Origin of the sequence: Ramlibacter pallidus, assembly GCF_015070875.1 — a bacterium.
Lineage (GTDB): Bacteria > Pseudomonadota > Gammaproteobacteria > Burkholderiales > Burkholderiaceae_C > Ramlibacter > Ramlibacter pallidus.
Window position 1 is genome coordinate 647,680 of the sequence record NZ_JADDIV010000001.1, and the last position, 13,328, is coordinate 661,007.

Genomic DNA, 13,328 nt, shown 5'->3' on the forward strand with positions numbered 1-13,328 from the left:
CCACGGAAAGTCGATCCCAAAGCCGCTCGTCCGCATTGGAGGCGCTTGTTCTCCATGACCGGCGATAGAGCGAGCCTGGACCGGAGAGCGGGTGCCCGGACCCCCGGCCCGCCCTGCCTGCTGGCAGCGAAAAACTCAGGCGAGCAGCAGCTTCAGGTCGTCGGCCAGCGCCTGCGGCCCGCTCCCGTACCGGCTGTACAGGCGCAGCCTGCCCTGCGGGTCGTAGATGTAGCTCGCCGCCGAGTGGTCCATCAGGTAGCTGCCCGGCGTCTTGCCTTCGGCCTTCTTGTAGTAGACCTTGAAGTCCTTCGCGACCTGCGCGGTCTGCTCCGGCGAGCCGCGCAAGGCGACGAAGTCGGTGCCGAAGTTGCCCACGTAGGCCTTCAGGATCTGCGGCGTGTCACGCTCGGGGTCGACGGTGATCAGCACGCCCTGCACCTTGGCGCCGTCGGCGCCGAGCAGCTTCTTCGCGGCGGCGATCTCCCCCAGCGTGGTGGGGCACACGTCGGGGCACTGCGTGTAGCCGAAGAACACCACGACGGCCTTGCCGGCGAAATCCTTGAGGCTGCGCACCTTGCCGTCGGTGTCGGGCAGCGCGAAGTCCTTCGCGTAGTCCGCCCCGGTGATGTCGACGGCCTTGAACTGCGGCTTGCTTTCGGCGCAGCCGGCAAGGACGGCGAGGCCGCCGGCGAAGGTCAGGAGAGCGTGGCGTCGCTGCATGGCGTCCTCAGAAGGGCAGGTAGTGGTCCAGCAGGAGCGCCGCGAACAGCACGCTCAGGTGGATCAGCGAGAAGCGGAAGGTCTTGCGCGCGAGCGCGTCGGAGTACTCGCGCCACAGGCGGAAGCCGTACCCGATGAATCCGGCGCTCAGGGCGAGCGCGGCCACCAGATAGGTCCAGGAACTCATGCCGTACGCGAAGGGCATCAGGCAGGCCGCGAACAGCACGATCGTGTACAGCAGGATCTGCAGCCGGGTGAACTCGTTGCCGTGCGTGACGGGCAGCATCGGCAGGCCGGACTTGCGGTAGTCCTCCACGCGGTACAGCGCCAGCGCCCAGAAGTGCGGCGGCGTCCAGAGGAAGATGATCAGGAAGAGGATGAGCGCTTCGGGTCCGACGTCGCCGCGCAGCGCGGCCCAGCCGAGCACCGGCGGCATCGCGCCCGAGGCGCCGCCGATCACGATGTTCTGCGGCGTGAGCGGCTTGAGGATGACGGTATAGATCACCGCATAGCCGACGAAGGTCGCGAGGGTGAGCCACATGGTCAGCGGGTTCACCCACGCGTACAGCAGCCACGAGCCGAGCGCGCACAGCGTCGCGGAGAAGACCAGCGTCTGGCGATCGCTCAGTTCGCCTTTCGCCGTGGGACGCCAGGCGGTGCGGCGCATCTTCGCGTCGATGCCCTTTTCCACCAGGCAGTTGAAGGCGGCCGCGGCGCCGGCCACCAGCCAGATGCCGAGGCAGGCGAGCAGCGCCACGCGCACTTCCGGCCACGAAGGCAGGCCGGGCACCGCCAGCACCATGCCGATCAGCGCGCAGAACACGATCAGCTGGATCACGCGCGGCTTCATCAGCGCGTAGAACTGGCGCGCGACGGTGGCGTTCATGCGGAGACTCCGCGCACGCCGGCGGGCACGGCGGCCGTCTTCTCGGCACGGCTCTCACGCAGCGACCAGGTGAGCGCGACCACCAATGCGGCGGCGCCGCCGGTGTGCGCCACCGCCGCGACGATGGGCCAGCCCAGCACCACGTTCGACAAGCCGCTGGCGAACTGCCAGAGCGCCAGGCCCGCCAGCACGCGCGCGGCATGGTGCAGCGGCCCCCCGCGCAGCTTCCACGCGACGAGCCCCAGCACGACGAAGAGGACGTACGCCACCAGGCGGTGCACGTAGTGGATGGCGGTCAGCGCCGCGAAGGTCACGTGCTCGCCGCCGCCCGTCCGGCCCAGCTCGCGCCACAGCTCGAAGCCCTGGCGGAAATCCATCGCCGGCCACCAGGTGCCCTGGCAGGTCGGGAATTCGCTGCACGCGAGCACGGCGTAGTTCGTGCTGACCCAGCCGCCGAGCGCCACTTGCAGCCACAGGAGCGCGAACGCAGCGACGATCCAGGCGCGCGCCGACGGTGCGATCCGGTGTGCCCCCGCGCCGCGCTGCGCCTGGCGATACGCCACCGCCTGCATGGTCAGCAGCGCCAGCAGCACGAGCCCGCCGAGCAGGTGCAGCGTGACGATCGCCGGGAACAGCTTCATCGTCACCGTGAGCGCGCCGAAGGCCCCCTGCACGCAGACCCAGACGAAGGTGAGCGCCGGCCACACCGGGCTCACCGGCAAGCCGCGCTTGCGGTGCAGCCAGGTGGCGACGGCCAGCGTCGTGATCAGCACGCCCACGCCGGTCGCCAGGTAGCGATGGATCATCTCGATCCAGGCCTTGCCGTGCGTCACGGGTCCCGTCGGCATGCGCGCCTCTTCCGCGCGGATCTGCGCCAGCGCGCCGGTCGGGCTGGCATTGCCGTAGCACCCCGGCCAGTCGGGGCAGCCGAGGCCCGAATCGGTCAGGCGCGTGAAGGCGCCGAACAGAACGAGGTCGAAGGTGAGGAAGAGCGTGAGCACCGTGAGGGCGGCCAGCCGGTGCGCCGGCGTCGTCCCCCGGTTGCGCAGCCAGATCCACGCGAGCGGCCCCGCGGCGATCGCGATGCCGAGCAGCGCGATCCACAGCACCGGCGCGAGGTCATACAAGGGCTGGGGTTCCATGACTCAGTCCAGTGCCGCCGCGGAACCGGCTTTGCCGGGCCGCTGGGGGCGCCCCCTCGAGGGGGAGACGCCGAAGGCGTTTCGGGGGTGGGTCATTTTTCTCGGCCCGCCTTGTCCCAGCCTGCGGAGCCCCGCATCAGGCGCTCCAGGTCGCGCCGCACCTTGGTCGCCGAGGCCGCGTCGTCGCCGGGCGGGAAGCGCATCATCCAGTGCCCCTGCGGGTCGACGACATAGAGGTGGTCCGCAAGGCGCCCGCCCGCTGCCGGCGCGAGCCACTGCGCGACCTGCTGCCCGTCGACGCGCAGCACCGTCGCCTGTTGCAGCGCCGGCTTCAGCGCGTCGCGCACCGGCACGTCGTCGTTCACGATCCAGACCCAGTCAAGCCGGTCCTTGTCCTTGCCCAGGCCCTCGCGCAACTGGCGCTGCAGGTAGAGGTGCCGCTCGCACGCCGCGTCGCAGGCGCCGCTGGCCACGCTGACCAGCAGCCACTGTCCCCGCAGCGAAGGCAGCGGCACGGCCTGGCCGTCCAGCGTGGTGGCCGTCACGTTCGGCAGCGGCCGCTGCGGCTCCACCAGGGCGCCGTAGTTGCGGCGGCCCTCGGGACGGATCACGTAATAGGTGAAGAAGGAGGCGATCACCGGTGCCGCGCACACCAGCATCACGAGCAGCATCTTCCAGCGCCCGCTGCGCGTGCGCTGCCCGTCCTCGAGCGCAGCCTCGCGCGGCTCGGGCAGCGAGTGCACCGTCAGCCCGAGGGGCTGGTCAAGGACGCCTGGCTTGGCGGCGGGGTTGGACGAATTGGAACCAGACATAGAGGATGGCGATCAGCGCGGCGAGGGCCCACCACTGGAAGGCGTAGCCGATGTTCTTCTCCGCGCCGCTGGCCGGCCGCGGCCACGCGCGCGACAGGCCTTCGGAGGACGGGCCCACCTGCTGCACGGACAAGGGCAGCAGCGCCAGCCCGGTCTCCGCACGGAAGCGCGCCAGGTCCAGATTCTGCCGGATCGGGCCCTTCTCTTCCGTGTCGAAGGCATATAGCTTGGCGGGCGGCGGGGCCAAGCGGCCCCGCACTTCGACCGTGCCGGCGGGCGTCTGCACCGGCGGCAGGGCGTCGCGCCGGGAGAAGTTGCGCTGGGCCCAGCCGCGCTGCACCAGCACGACGCCCTGGCCTGCCTCCAGGCGCAGGGGCGTCACGACGTAGAAGCCGGGCACGCCATGCATCTGGCGGTTGTCCAGGAAGACCGTGTTCGCCGCCACCCATTCCCCGCGCAGCACGATCGCGCGGTGCAGGAGGTCCGCCCCCTCGCCCGCCGCCTTCAGGTCCGCGGCGGACAGCGGCGGCAGGGCGCCGCGCGACGCGATCGCCTCGTGCAGCGCCGTGCGCTGCTGGGCCCGGCCCCACTGCCAGAATCCCAGGCTGGTCCCGGCCGCCACGCCGGCCAGCGCCAGGAGGGCGATCAGCAGCCGCTTCAGCATGGCACCAGGGGCGCGCCGATAATCGGGGCCATGAATTACCTCGTGCTCCTGGCCTTCCTGGCCATCGTCGCCAGCCTGGGCTCGGCGCTGTACTTCATGATGAAGGACGGGCAGGACGGGAAAGCGAAGACCAACAACATGGCCCGCGCGCTGGCGTTCCGCGTCGGCTTCTCGATCCTGCTGTTCGTCTGCATCCTGCTGGCGTGGAAGCTCGGCTACATCGAGCCGACCGGTCTTCCGCTGAAGTAAGGTGGGTTGAAGGACGAAGGGCCGCTCGCGCGGCCCTTTTTCGTTCCCGCCGGCCCCGCGCAGGCGGGGCGATGACGGAACTAGCGCATCCAGTACACCAGGATGTACAGGAACAGCCAGACGACGTCGACGAAGTGCCAGTACCAGGCGGCGCCTTCGAAGCCGAAGTGCTTCTCCGGCGTGAAGTGGCCCTTCATCAGGCGCAGGGTGATGAACAGCAGCATCAGCATGCCGACCAGCACGTGGAAGCCGTGGAAGCCGGTGAGCATGAAGAAGGTGGAGCCGTAGGCACCCGAGCTGAGCTTCAGGTTCAGGTCGGTGTACGCGTGGTAGTACTCGTAGCCTTGCACGAAGAGGAAGGTCAGGCCCAGCAGCACCGTGGCCCACATCCACAGCACGGTGGTGCCGCGGTGGCCGGCGCGCAGCGCGTGGTGCGCGATGGTCAGCGTCACGCCCGAGGTCAGGAGCAGCGCGGTGTTGATCGTGGGCAGCCAGAACGGGCCCATGGTCTGGAAGGGCTCGATGATGCCGGCCGGCGATGCGGTCGCTCCCGGGGCGCTGCTCGGCCAGACGGCCTTGAAGTCGGGCCACAGGATCGCGTTGTCCAGGCCGCCGAGCGCCGGCACGGAGTGGGCGCGCATCCACCACAGGGCGGTGAAGAAGGCGCCGAAGAACATCACTTCCGAGAAGATGAACCAGCTCATGCTCCAGCGGAAGGACAGGTCGATCTTGCGACCGTACTGGCCGGTCTCGCTCTCGCGGACGGCGTCGCCGAACCACTGGAACAGCACCCAGAACAGCCACAGCATGCCGCCGAGCACCAGCCACTTGCCCCAATCGGCGTTGTTGATCCAGTTGGCCGCGCCGAAGATCACGAAGAACAGCCCGAGCGCCGCCGACGCCGGGTGGCGCGAGGGCTGGGGCACGTAGTAGTGGGGCGTCGTCCCCGGTGCGCTGGTGCTCATCTTGACTCCTGATCCTCTAACTTCTCGATTTCAGATTCTGTGTTCAAACCACCCAGTTCACCAGGGCGATCAGCCCGCCGATGAACAGCAGCACCAGCACCAGCGCGACGCCGATGATGGCGAAGGGGCTCAGCTTGCCCAGGTCTTCCTCGTAGCCGCTTCTCTTGCGCACGCCGAAGAAAGCCCACAGGACCGCCTTGACCGTGTGGAGGATGTTCAACCGCCGGTGCCCTCCGCCGGCGCCTGCGCCGTCGGCGCGGCCGGCACCTTGCCGCCCACTTCGAAGAAGGTGTACGACAGCGTGATGGTGGTCACGTCCTTGGGCAGCCGCGGGTCGATGACGAAGGCCACCGGCCACTGCTTGCGCTCGCCCGGCTCCAGCACGTACTGGTTGAAGCAGAAGCACTCCAGCTTGTTGAAGTGCGCCGTCGCGTTGCGCGGCGCGTAGCTGGGGATGGCCTGGGCCGCCATCTTGCGGTCCTGCACGTTCTGGAACTCGTACATCACCGTGGCCAGCTGGCCGGGATGCACCTGGATCGATGCCTTCTCCGGCTTGAACTGCCAGGGGCCGCGCACGTTGGCGTCGAATTCGACGGTGATCGTGCGCGAGGTGTCGACCTGCGTGTTGGCCGCGGCGCGCGAGCTGCCCGGCACCTGCTTCTCGCCGACGGCCAGGATGTTGATGCCCAGCGCCTCGCAGATGTGTTCGTAGATGGGCACCAGCGCGTAGCCGAAGGCGAACATGCCGGCGGCCACGACCGCGAGCTTGCCCACCATCTTCCGGTTCGCGGCGCGGATGCTCATGGCCTCAGGCCTTGCCCAGCAGCACGAACTTGGCGATGAAGCCGAGGAAGAACACCAGCGCGATGGACGCGAGGATCAGCGCCAGGCGCCGGTTCTTCTTCTGCTGCTCGTCGGACACGGCCATCCTCGTGCTCAGTGCGCGGCGGCGCCGGAGTTCGGGTTGATCGCCTTGCCGGGGGCGTCGAGCACGCGGGTCGCGCTCGGGTCCAGGCGCGGGGGCACCTCGAAGGTGTGGAAGGGCGCCGGCGAAGGCACTTCCCATTCCAGGCCCTCGGCGCCGCGGCCGTCGGCGTCGTTCCACGGGCGCTGCGGGGCGGGGGCGCCGTGGCCGCGCATCGTGGGCAGCACGATGAAGAAGAAGAAGTACACCTGGGCGAGGCCGAAGGCGAAGGCGCCCACCGAAGCCAGCGCGTTGAAGTCCGCGAACTGCATCGGGTAGTCGGCGTAGCGGCGCGGCATGCCGGCGAGGCCCAGGAAGTGCATCGGGAAGAAGGTGACGTTGAAGGCGATCAGCGTCCACCAGAAGTGCAGCTTGCCGCGGCCTTCGTTGTACATGACGCCCGTCCACTTCGGCGCCCAGTAGTAGTAGCCGGCGAACAGCGCGAACAGCGAGCCGGCCACCAGCACGTAGTGGAAGTGGGCCACGACGTAATAGGTGTCCTGCAGCAGCAGGTCGATCGGGGCCATGGCCAGGATCAGGCCGGTGAAGCCGCCGATGGTGAACACGAAGATGAAGCCGACCGAGAACAGCATCGGCGTCTCGAAGGTCATCGAGCCCTGCCACATCGTCGCGATCCAGTTGAAGATCTTCACGGCCGTGGGCACCGCGATCAGCATGGTCGCGTACATGAAGAACAGCTGGCCCGTCACCGGCATGCCGGTGGTGAACATGTGGTGCGCCCACACGATGAAGGACAGGATCGCGATGGAGCTGGTCGCGTACACCATGGAGGCGTAGCCGAACAGGCGCTTGCGCGAGAAGGCGGGCACGACCTGGCTGATGATGCCGAAGGCCGGCAGGATCATGATGTAGACCTCGGGGTGCCCGAAGAACCAGAAGATGTGCTGGTAGAGCACCGGGTCGCCGCCGCCGGCCGGGTTGAAGAAGGTCGTGCCGAAGTGGCGGTCGGTCAGCGTCATGGTGATCGCACCGGCCAGCACCGGCATCACGGCGATCAGCAGGTAGGCGGTGATCAGCCACGTCCAGCAGAACATCGGCATCTTCATCAGCGTCATGCCGGGGGCGCGCATGTTGAGGATGGTGACGATGATGTTGATCGAGCCCATGATCGACGACGCGCCCATGATGTGCATCGCGAAGATGCCGGCGTCCATCGACGGGCCCATCTGCAGCGTCAGCGGCGCGTACAGCGTCCAGCCGGCGGCGGGGGCGCCACCGGGCATGAAGAACGACAGCACCAGCATCAGGCCCGCGGGGATCAGCAGCCAGAAGCTGAAGTTGTTCATCCGCGCGAACGCCATGTCGGGCGCGCCGATCTGCAGCGGGATCATCCAGTTCGCGAAACCCACGAAGGCCGGCATGATGGCGCCGAACACCATGATCAGGCCGTGCATGGTGGTGAGCTGGTTGAACAGCTCCGGGTTCACCAGCTGCAGGCCGGGCTGGAACAGCTCGGCGCGGATGCCCATGGCGAGCAGGCCGCCGAACATCAGCATGAAGAACGAGAACAGCAGGTACAGCGTCCCGATGTCCTTGTGGTTGGTCGCGTAGACCCAGCGCCGCCAGCCGGCGGGCGCGTGGTCATGGTGATCGTCGTGGCCGGCGTGCCCGTGGCCGTGGGGATCGAGAACTGCGCTCATGGGGTTTCCTCTTGATTCCTGCCGCCGCTTACTTGCCGCGCTGCGCCAGCACTTCGGCCGGCTGCACCACCTGGCCCGTCTTGTTGGTCCAGGCGTTCTTCGTGTAGCTGATCACGGCCGCGATGTCCGTATCGGAGAGCTGGCGCCAGGCCGGCATGGCGGCACGGCCGTTGAGCAGGATGGCGATTTCCTTGGACTTGTCGGCATCCAGCACGATCGGCGAGGCGTCCAGCGCCTTGATCGGGCCCGCGCCCTTGCCGTTGGCCTGGTGGCATGCGGCGCAGTTGGCGGCGTAGACCTTCTCGCCACGGGCGACGATGTCGGTCAGCTGCCAGACCTTGGCGGGGTCGTCCTGCTTGGCGGCCATCAGCTTCTTCTGCTCGCCGGACCAGGCCACGAACTCCTCCTGGCTCACCACCTTCACGTGGATGGGCATGTAGGCGTGTTCCTTGCCGCACAGCTCGTAGCACTGGCCGTAGAAGTCGCCGGTCTTCTCGCTGCGGAACCAGGTGTCGCGCACGAAGCCGGGGATCGCGTCCTGCTTCACGCCGAAGGCCGGCACGCCCCAGGCGTGGATCACGTCGTTGGCGGTCGTGATGATGCGGACCTTCTTGTTGACCGGCACCACCAGCGGGTTGTCGACCTTCAGCAGGTAGTCGTTGGGCTTCTGCGCGGCATTGCCGCCGTCGTTGGACATCTCGCGGTGGGAGGCGTCCAGCGTGGACAGGAAGCTCACGCCCTGGGCGTCGCCCGTCAGGTAGTCGTAGCCCCACTTCCACTGGTAGCCCGTGGCCTTGATGGTCACGTCGGCGTTGCTGGTGTCCTTGGCGGCGACCAGCACCTTGGTGGCCGGCAGCGCCATCACGATCACGATGATGAAGGGGATGATGGTCCAGATCACTTCCACCGTCACCGACTCGTGGAAGTTGGCCGGCTTGTGGCCGACCGACTTGCGGTGCTTCCAGATGGAATAGAACATCACGGAGAACACCAGCACGAAGATCACGATGCAGGTGATCAGCATGAACCAGTGCAGCCACGACTGCTCGACGGCGATGCGCGTCGCGGCGGCATGCAGGTTGAGCTGGCGCACGGCCGGGCCGCCCGGCAGGTCCTGCACCTGGGCCTGGGCGGTGCCCAGGGCACCGGCCAGCGAGAGCAGCGCCGCGATCTTCGAAATACTCTTCATCGTTTTCAGCCTCAAGCCTTCAAAAAACCGTCCGTGGACCCCGGGGCTACGCCTCGCGCAGCGCCCTGCGGATCTCCTGCGCCAGCACCGGCCGCAATTCCGGCCGGACATAGCGCCCCACGATCACCCGCCGACCCTGCCCCGACACTTCGATCAGGGAGCGGTCGTCCGCGCCGGGTTCCACGCGAACCCACTCGCGGTTGAATTCCGCCCTTTCGAGGCGACCGCCGTTTTCCAGCTCCACCACCAGCCTGCGGCCCTGCAGCAGGATGTGCTCGCGGTCGGCGGCGTGGCGGGCATACGCCAGGAACGCGGCGCCGACGGCCAGGACCTCGAGCCAGGCGAAGGGGAGGATCATCACCGCACCCCGGAACCAGAAGAACGTCCCGATCCCGAGCGACACGACGCAAAGCGAGGCGTAGAGCCAGCCCAGCTGGGCCGGCGTCACCGAGCAGTTGCGCCCCAGGAACCAGTGGATGGCCTGGCCCTGGACGGTGGCGAAACGGAATACGGGGTTCGGCACGGGCGACGCACGAAAATCAACCGCGCATTGTAGCGGCTCCTCATCTGCCACTTTCCGCGCGGGCGGCCCTTGACCTGCGGCAAGTGGCCTGCAACAGACGCCCTTGCGGCGGCTATTCCCGACCGCGGCGCTCGGACTGCAGCATGGCGCGCATGTCGGCCATGGAAATGGCGCTGCTTTCGGCGAGCTTCGCGCGCGGCAAGGGCTTGAGCGCGTGGCCGTAGACCACCTCGAAGGTGAGGGCCAGCTGCCCGTCCGGCCCGCGCAGGGCGCGGGAGATCAGCGCATGGAGCGCGTCGCGCCAGCGGCGCCCGCGCAGGCCCGGGAAGCGTGCCGGATGCAGGTTCGCCCCCAGTTCGCGCAGTTCCCGCAGCAGGCGCTGCGGCGTCTCGAAGCTGAGCGTGATCCGTTCCATGTCCATCACGGGCTCGGCGAAGCCACCCTGCACCAGCATGTCGCCCCAGTCGTGCATGTCGGTGAACTCGTGCGCCGGGGGCGGCCAGCCGGCCTCCGCGTAGGCGCTGCGCAGCTCGCGCAGGGTATCGGGCCCGAGGCAGGAGAACATCAGGAAGCCGTCGACGGCCAGCGCGTCGTGCCACTGGCGCATCAGGGCCTGAGGATCGGCCTCCATGTGCAGTTGCATGTTGGACCAGAGCATCTGCACGCCGCCGGCCGGCACGGGGCCGAAGGCGGTGCGCGCGCCGCCGCCGAGGCGCCGCCACCAGGGCGATCCGAGACGTTCCCGCGCGATGGCCGCCCGCGCGGGATCCGGCTCGACGACATGCGTGCCGGCCTGCGGGTAGCGCTTTCCCACGAGCGCATGCGCCTCCAGGCCGCCGCGCACCGGCTCCCAGTCGGCCCAGGCCGCGGGCGCCCGCTTGATCCACTCCAGCCGTTCGGCCATGCGGCGGCCCACTTCCTCGTGCAGCCAGGGGCTCGCGGCGGGCGCGGCCCGCTGCCAGCGCGCGGCGGCGGCGGGGTGGATGGTGGGGGGCCGATCTGGGGATGCCATGGCAGGGGGTGCCGAGTATATTGAGCCGCATGCGCACCGCCTGGCTGCAGCGCTGGACTTCCGCCCCGCCCAGCCGTTGCGCGGTGTGCGGCGCATGGCCGGCCCAGCCCCTGTGCGATGGCTGCGTCGTCCGCTTCGGCCAGCCGCGGCACCGCTGTCGTACCTGCGCCCTGCCCGTCCCCGAGACCGTCGCGGCCTGCGGCGCCTGCTTGCGCGAGCCGCCGCCGCTGGACGCCTGCTTCGCCGCGGTGCCTTATGCCTATCCCTGGTCCGGCCTCGTGGCCCGCTTCAAGTTCAGCGGCGAAGCCGGTTGGGCCGGCGCGCTGGCCAGCCTCATGGCACGCACCCCCGGCGTGGACGATGCGTTGACCCAGGCCGACCTGCTGCTCCCCCTGCCACTGGCGCCCCGCCGGCTGGCCGAGCGCGGCTTCAACCAGGCGCTGCTGCTGGCCCGCGCCCTGGCCCGCGACAAGGTCGAGACGCAGCTGCTGCTGCGCCTGCGCGAAACCGGCGCGCAGGCCACCCTGGACCGCCGCGCCCGCCGCGCCAACGTCCGCGATGCCTTCGGCGTCGACCCGCTGCGCGCGGCGGAACTGCAAGGCCGCGCCGTGCTGCTGGTCGACGACGTGATGACCAGCGGCGCGTCCCTGCATGCAGCGGCCTCGGCCGTGCGGCGGGCGGGAGCGCGAAGTGTCTCGGCGGTCGTGCTCGCCCGCACCGAGGAGGCCTGACGCGACAATCGCGTCCATGTTCCACATCGTCCTGGTCGCGCCGGAGATCCCGCCCAACACCGGCAACGTGATCCGCCTGGCGGCCAACACCGGCTGCACGCTGCACCTCGTCGAGCCGCTGGGCTTCTCGATGGACGACAAGCACATGCGGCGCGCGGGGCTGGACTACCACGAGTACGCGGAGGTGCGTCGCCATGCCGGCTGGTCCGCGTTCGTCGCGGCCGAACGACCGGCACGGGAACGGATGTTCGCGCTGAGCACGCGCGGCACGCAGGGCGTGCACGCGGTCGCGTTCCTTGCCGACGATTGGCTGGTCTTCGGCTCGGAAACGCGGGGCCTCGCCCCGGAGCTGCTGGAAACCTTCGCGCCGCCGCAACGGCTGAAGTTGCCGATGCGGGCGGGACAGCGCAGCCTCAACCTTTCGAACGCCGTGGCCGTGACCGTCTTCGAAGCGTGGCGGCAGCACGGGTTCGCCGGCGCTGGCTGAGCGCTGTGCATCGTGCGACACAGGCAATGTCTCGTTTCGCGCAGCTGTGTTTGAAACGCGACGCACTGTCCCGCATCTGCCCTTCAACCGGCCCTTTCAGGGCAGGCCAGGCAACCCTAGACTCCTTTACCGGCCCGCTTCGTGCGGGCTTTTTTTTCGCCCGACCGAAGCAGTCTTTTCAGGATGTACGGCCGCGCTGCGTCACACGTAGCGCCGCGTCAGCGATTCGGCGATGCAGGCCGGCTTGTCCGCGCCTTCCCGTTCGACCGTCACCAGCCAGGTCATCTGCATGCCGTTGTCCGGCAGGTCCTGGCATTCCAGCAGTTTCATCGTGGCGCGCAGGCGGCTGCCCGCGGGCACGGGCGAGGTGAAGCGCACGCGGTTCAGGCCGTAGTTCACGCCCATGCGCGTGTTGCGGATGTCCAGGGCCGATTCGAAGAAGCGCGGAAGCAGCGACAACGTGAGGAAGCCGTGCGCGATCGGTGCGCCGAAAGGGCCGGCCTTGGCGCGTTCCACGTCCACGTGGATCCACTGGTGGTCGCCGGTCGCTTCGGCGAACAGGTTGATCTGCTGCTGCGTGACGGGGATCCAGTCGCTGGTGGCGACCTCCTGGCCGACCAGTGCGCGCAGCTCGGCGAGCGATTCGAAGACTCTCATCGCCCCATTACAGCACCGGGGTGCCCGCCTCAGGCGTCAAGCCAGCGACAGATGCCCTGCCATTGCTCCAGGTCGCGCTCGACCTTGCCGGGCGCCACGTCGAACAGCGTGAGCCCGCGGGCCGCCAGGTGCACGTAGTTCTGGGTGGGGCGCACGAACCCGAGCACCGGCAGGCCGAGGGCCTCGACGAACTCCTGCAGCTTGTCGGCGGCGATGGTGCGGGAATCGACCCGCGTCCCGACGATGCCCACCTGCATGCGGCTGGCCTTGCGGTGGTGCGCCAGTTCGTCGAGGAAGCTGCGGGTGGCGTACATGTCGAAGATGCTGGGCTGCAGCGGCACGATCACCTTGTCGGCGGACCGCAGCGTGTCTTCCATCCACTTGCCGTGCATGCCGGCCGGCGTGTCCAGCACCACGTGCGTGGTGCCCTTGGGCGGCTTGGCGATCTGCCCTTCGCCGACTTCCCAGCTGGTGATGGGCCGCGCCTCCGCCGGCCGCAGCCGCAGCCACAGGCGCGAAGATTGCTGGCGGTCCGCATCGCCTAGCATCACCTGGTGGCCGCGGCTGGCAAAGTAGCCGGCGATGTTGGTGGCCATGGTGGACTTGCCCACCCCACCCTTCGGGTTCGCAACGACAACGACCGGCATGCGGGCTCCTGTGCTGCGC

Annotated in this window: 18 protein-coding genes; 3 read left to right on the plus strand and 15 right to left on the minus strand. The window is 68.9% G+C overall.

Annotation, left to right across the window (positions count from 1 at the left end):
* Positions 1 to 135: 135 nt before the first annotated feature.
* The 5 genes from IM787_RS03270 to IM787_RS03290 all read right to left on the minus strand — a co-directional run bounded on the left by IM787_RS03270 (position 136) and on the right by IM787_RS03290 (position 4,224).
* Complete coding sequence (locus tag IM787_RS03270) at positions 136 to 720, minus strand: SCO family protein (protein ID WP_193675191.1); 585 nt, start codon at positions 718 to 720, stop codon at positions 136 to 138.
* A gap of 7 nt (positions 721 to 727) precedes the next feature.
* Positions 728 to 1,606, minus strand: coding sequence for a heme o synthase (cyoE, locus tag IM787_RS03275; RefSeq protein WP_193675192.1), 879 nt, complete (start codon positions 1,604 to 1,606; stop codon positions 728 to 730).
* A complete protein-coding gene (locus IM787_RS03280; RefSeq protein WP_193675193.1) occupies positions 1,603 to 2,748 on the minus strand; it encodes a COX15/CtaA family protein in 1,146 nt (381 codons plus the stop codon). Before IM787_RS03280 ends, cyoE begins: the two co-directional genes overlap by 4 nt.
* A 92-nt stretch (positions 2,749 to 2,840) precedes the next feature.
* Positions 2,841 to 3,560: an SCO family protein gene (locus tag IM787_RS03285; protein WP_193675194.1), complete on the minus strand. Its 720-nt coding sequence runs from the start codon at positions 3,558 to 3,560 to the stop codon at positions 2,841 to 2,843.
* Complete coding sequence (locus IM787_RS03290; RefSeq protein ID WP_193675195.1) at positions 3,511 to 4,224, minus strand: SURF1 family protein; 714 nt, start codon at positions 4,222 to 4,224, stop codon at positions 3,511 to 3,513. Before IM787_RS03290 ends, IM787_RS03285 begins: the two co-directional genes overlap by 50 nt.
* Positions 4,225 to 4,254: 30 nt before the next feature.
* Between IM787_RS03290 and IM787_RS03295 the strand changes: the two genes are divergently transcribed.
* Positions 4,255 to 4,473: a twin transmembrane helix small protein gene (locus IM787_RS03295; RefSeq protein ID WP_193675196.1), complete on the plus strand. Its 219-nt coding sequence runs from the start codon at positions 4,255 to 4,257 to the stop codon at positions 4,471 to 4,473.
* Positions 4,474 to 4,553: 80 nt separating this feature from the next.
* Here the strand turns inward: IM787_RS03295 and IM787_RS03300 are convergent, their stop codons facing one another.
* The 8 genes from IM787_RS03300 to IM787_RS03330 all read right to left on the minus strand — a co-directional run bounded on the left by IM787_RS03300 (position 4,554) and on the right by IM787_RS03330 (position 10,787).
* Complete coding sequence (locus tag IM787_RS03300; RefSeq protein WP_193675197.1) at positions 4,554 to 5,438, minus strand: cytochrome c oxidase subunit 3; 885 nt, start codon at positions 5,436 to 5,438, stop codon at positions 4,554 to 4,556.
* A 43-nt stretch (positions 5,439 to 5,481) separates the two neighbouring features.
* The gene (locus IM787_RS03305; RefSeq protein WP_193675198.1) at positions 5,482 to 5,658 is read right to left on the minus strand and encodes a DUF2970 domain-containing protein; all 177 of its coding nucleotides are present in this window, start codon (positions 5,656 to 5,658) and stop codon (positions 5,482 to 5,484) included.
* Entirely contained in the window at positions 5,655 to 6,242 is a 588-nt protein-coding gene (locus IM787_RS03310) for a cytochrome c oxidase assembly protein (protein WP_193675199.1), read from the minus strand. Before IM787_RS03310 ends, IM787_RS03305 begins: the two co-directional genes overlap by 4 nt.
* 4 nt (positions 6,243 to 6,246) lie before the next feature.
* Entirely contained in the window at positions 6,247 to 6,366 is a 120-nt protein-coding gene (locus IM787_RS21425) for a cytochrome oxidase small assembly protein (protein WP_227494046.1), read from the minus strand.
* A gap of 8 nt (positions 6,367 to 6,374) precedes the next feature.
* Positions 6,375 to 8,063, minus strand: a complete 1,689-nt coding sequence (gene ctaD / locus IM787_RS03315; protein WP_193675200.1) for a cytochrome c oxidase subunit I — start codon at positions 8,061 to 8,063, stop codon at positions 6,375 to 6,377.
* A gap of 28 nt (positions 8,064 to 8,091) precedes the next feature.
* Positions 8,092 to 9,252 (minus strand): cytochrome c oxidase subunit II, encoded by a 1,161-nt coding sequence (coxB, locus tag IM787_RS03320; RefSeq protein WP_193675201.1) that lies wholly within the window; start codon positions 9,250 to 9,252, stop codon positions 8,092 to 8,094.
* 46 nt (positions 9,253 to 9,298) lie between these two features.
* The gene (locus IM787_RS03325) at positions 9,299 to 9,775 is read right to left on the minus strand and encodes a DUF2244 domain-containing protein (protein ID WP_193675202.1); all 477 of its coding nucleotides are present in this window, start codon (positions 9,773 to 9,775) and stop codon (positions 9,299 to 9,301) included.
* Between the two features lie 112 nt (positions 9,776 to 9,887).
* Complete coding sequence (locus tag IM787_RS03330; RefSeq protein WP_193675203.1) at positions 9,888 to 10,787, minus strand: class I SAM-dependent methyltransferase; 900 nt, start codon at positions 10,785 to 10,787, stop codon at positions 9,888 to 9,890.
* A gap of 29 nt (positions 10,788 to 10,816) precedes the next feature.
* Between IM787_RS03330 and IM787_RS03335 the strand changes: the two genes are divergently transcribed.
* Together IM787_RS03335 and IM787_RS03340 are read left to right on the plus strand one after the other, a co-directional pair.
* Positions 10,817 to 11,518 (plus strand): ComF family protein, encoded by a 702-nt coding sequence (locus IM787_RS03335; RefSeq protein ID WP_227494047.1) that lies wholly within the window; start codon positions 10,817 to 10,819, stop codon positions 11,516 to 11,518.
* Between the two features lie 16 nt (positions 11,519 to 11,534).
* The gene (locus tag IM787_RS03340) at positions 11,535 to 12,005 is read left to right on the plus strand and encodes a tRNA (cytidine(34)-2'-O)-methyltransferase (protein WP_193675205.1); all 471 of its coding nucleotides are present in this window, start codon (positions 11,535 to 11,537) and stop codon (positions 12,003 to 12,005) included.
* Between the two features lie 201 nt (positions 12,006 to 12,206).
* On the opposite strand, the gene IM787_RS03345 is transcribed toward IM787_RS03340, so the two are convergent.
* Positions 12,207 to 12,662, minus strand: a complete 456-nt coding sequence (locus IM787_RS03345) for a MaoC family dehydratase (RefSeq protein ID WP_193675206.1) — start codon at positions 12,660 to 12,662, stop codon at positions 12,207 to 12,209.
* Positions 12,663 to 12,691: 29 nt separating this feature from the next.
* Positions 12,692 to 13,309 (minus strand): ParA family protein, encoded by a 618-nt coding sequence (locus IM787_RS03350; RefSeq protein ID WP_193675207.1) that lies wholly within the window; start codon positions 13,307 to 13,309, stop codon positions 12,692 to 12,694.
* Positions 13,310 to 13,328 lie beyond the last annotated feature (19 nt).